The organism is Microbacterium sp., from assembly GCF_051953575.1.
Lineage (GTDB): Bacteria > Actinomycetota > Actinomycetes > Actinomycetales > Microbacteriaceae > Microbacterium.
On sequence record NZ_JBQCIP010000325.1, the window covers coordinates 1 to 2,793 of the forward strand.

Sequence of the window (2,793 nt, forward strand, 5' to 3'; positions counted from 1 at the left end):
CGCGTGCTGCTTCTGCTGCGCAACGGCCTCGGCGTCGAGGACCGCTTCCTGGTAGCGCGCGCGGAGGTCGGCGATCTTTCCGGCTGTGGTGGAGAGGTCGGGCTGCTCGGTCACGCGTTCCACCCTATCGGCGGGCTCTCCGCAGGCGTTGGAGGGTTCGCACAAGGGGTTGCGGCATCCGCTGTCTCTCCTCGTGCGGCGACCTGGCCGGCGCCGCGGCGGGAACGTACCCTTTCGCGATTCCTGCCCCGGAATCGCGAAAGGGTACGTTTCCGCGGGAAGCGGCGCGAGTAGCGTGAAGTTCATGTCGTTCCCACCGGAGGGATACCCCCTCGCCGCCGCCGTCAGCCCCCGCGTGCAGGTCGTCCCGACCACCGACTCCACGAACGCGGACGTCGTCCGGCACGTCACCGACGCACCCGAGGAGTGGCCGCACCTGTCGCTGCTGCTGACGACCGACCAGCGGGCCGGCCGCGGCCGGCTCGACCGCACCTGGGTCACGCCGCCCGGTTCGGCGCTCGCCGTCTCGGTCGTCGTCGACGCCGCTGCGATCCCGCCGGCCGCGCGGGGCTGGATCCCCTTGGTCGCAGGGGCCGCCATGACGCGCGCGGTCGCCGCGCAGCTGTCACGCACCCCGCACTCGACGACCCTCAAGTGGCCCAACGACGTGCTCGTCGACGGTCGCAAGATCTGCGGCATCCTCGCCGAGATCGTCCCGGCGCTGCCCGACGTCGTGGTGATCGGGTCGGGGATCAACACGCGGATGCCGGCGGCCGAGCTGCCCGTCGACACCGCCACGTCGTTCGCCGCGCTCGGCCAGGTGTGCGACGAGGACCGGCTGCTCGCCGACTACCTGGGTGCGCTCGACGAGCAGCTGCGCGCCCTGGCCTCCGCGCACGGCGACGCGGCCGAGGCGGGCGTGCTCGCCGAGGTCGAGGCGCTGTGCGGCACGCTCGGCGCCGATGTGGCGGTGTCGCTGCCGGACGGAGAGACGCTGCGCGGCCGCGCACAGCGCATCGATCCGGACGGGCGCCTCGTGGTCGTCCAGGACGGAGAGTTCGAGAGCGCCGTCTCGGCCGGCGACGTGGTCCACGTGCGTCGCGCCGACTGACGCGACACGGCGGTTCGCAACCCTCTGTCGGCCGCACCCGCCACAATGGAGCCATGACGCAGCCGTTGGGACTCGGAGGCAGGCCGCTCACGCCTGCGCCCGGTGCGCCCACGCCCGAGCTGCTCGTCGCGAAGTTCCGCGGGCACGCGCGGCGCCTGTTCTGGTCGGCCCTCGTGCTCATCGCGGTCGCGGGGGCGTGCGGCTACTTCTACGGGAACCTCCCCGCGGGATTCCAGAACTGGATGCTGCTCGCCGCTGCCGGGGCGGTGGTGCTGCTCCTCGTGGTGCTGCCGTTCCTCGTCTGGTGGGGCCACGTCTACACGATCACGACGCGACGGGTGCTCGAGCGACGCGGAGTCGTCTCGGTCAAGCGTCGCGAGCTCGCGCACGTGCGCGGGTACACACTGAAGGTCAAGCGCGGACTGCTCCAGCGGATGTGGGGAGCCGGCACGATCACGCTGAGCAACGGCATCGACGAACCGCTGCGCCTCGCGAACATCCCGTCCGTCGAGCTCGTCCACGAGGCCCTCGTCGACCAGGTCGAGGTCAATCAGATCCTCGCGCACCGCGACGCGCAGCCGTTGCCGCCCGGCCCGCCGCCGCCTCTCCCGCCGTCGGCGCCGACGACCCCTCCGGCGTAGGTCCTGCATCGTCCCGCTCGTGCGGGATGATGGAACAAGGCAGTCGAAAGGGAGTCGCATGACGTTGCGAGTCGGAGTCGTCGGGGGCGGACAGCTGGCCCGCATGATGATCGCACCGGCGGTCGAGCTCGGAGTCGAACTCCGCGTGCTCGCCGAGGATGAGGGGATGTCGGCATCCCTCGCCGCGACGGCGGTGGGCGATTACCGCGACGCCGCCACCGTGCTGGAGTTCGCCCGCGACGTCGACGTCGTCACCTTCGACCACGAGCACGTGCCGCAGGATGTGCTGGCGACGCTCGTCGAGGCAGGCGTCGCCGTGCACCCCGGCCCCGACGCGCTGCGCTTCGCCCAGGACAAGCTGCTGATGCGCGCGCGTCTGCAGGAACTGGGGATGCCGCAGCCCGACTGGGCGGCCGTCACGGACGCCGACGAGCTGCAGGCCTTCATCGACGACCACGGCGGCCGCGCCGTCGTGAAGACGCCGCGCGGCGGCTACGACGGCAAGGGCGTGCGCGTGGTGTCGGCGGGCACCGAGGCCGAGGACTGGTTCGCGACGCTCGCCGAGGACGCCCACGGCGGCGCCCTCCTCGTGGAGGAGCTCGTCGACTTCAGCCGCGAGCTCGCGCAGCAGGTCGCGCGTCGCCCCTCGGGCGCGATGCGCGCCTACCCGGTCGTCGAGACCGTGCAGCGCGACGGCGTGTGCGCCGAGGTGATCGCCCCGGCACCGCGCGCCGGCGAGCGGCTGCCGCAGGTCGCTGCGCAGATCGGCACCGCGATCGCCGAAGGCCTCGGAGTGACCGGGATGCTGGCGGTCGAGCTGTTCGAGACCACCGACGAGCGCCTGCTCGTCAACGAACTGGCGATGCGGCCGCACAACAGCGGCCACTGGAGCCAGGACGGCGCGGTCACCGGCCAATTCGAGCAGCACTTGCGTGCCGTGCTCGACCTGCCGCTGGGCGACACGGACCCTGTCGCCGAGTGGTCGGTGATGGTCAACATCCTGGGCGGTCCCGCCGAGGGCGGCCTCGATGCCCGCTTCGC

At 72.3% G+C, this 2,793-nt stretch carries 3 protein-coding genes; all 3 read left to right on the top strand.

The annotated features are described in order from the left end of the window. Positions 1 to 304 precede the first annotated feature (304 nt). Positions 305 to 1,111, top strand: coding sequence for a biotin--[acetyl-CoA-carboxylase] ligase (locus tag ACTHNQ_RS21010; RefSeq protein ID WP_440335857.1), 807 nt, complete (start codon positions 305 to 307; stop codon positions 1,109 to 1,111). 53 nt (positions 1,112 to 1,164) lie between these two features. Beyond that, a complete protein-coding gene (locus ACTHNQ_RS21015; RefSeq protein ID WP_440335858.1) occupies positions 1,165 to 1,752 on the top strand; it encodes a PH domain-containing protein in 588 nt (195 codons plus the stop codon). A 58-nt stretch (positions 1,753 to 1,810) separates the two neighbouring features. Next, a partial coding sequence (locus tag ACTHNQ_RS21020) for a 5-(carboxyamino)imidazole ribonucleotide synthase (protein ID WP_440335859.1) occupies positions 1,811 to 2,793 on the top strand: 983 nt, incomplete at its 3' end.

Coding starts and splice junctions, on each gene's coding strand:
- ACTHNQ_RS21010 (WP_440335857.1), top strand. CDS start 305: ATGTCGTTCCCACCGGAGGGATACCCCCTCGCCGCCGCCGTCAGCCCC.
- ACTHNQ_RS21015 (WP_440335858.1), top strand. CDS start 1,165: ATGACGCAGCCGTTGGGACTCGGAGGCAGGCCGCTCACGCCTGCGCCC.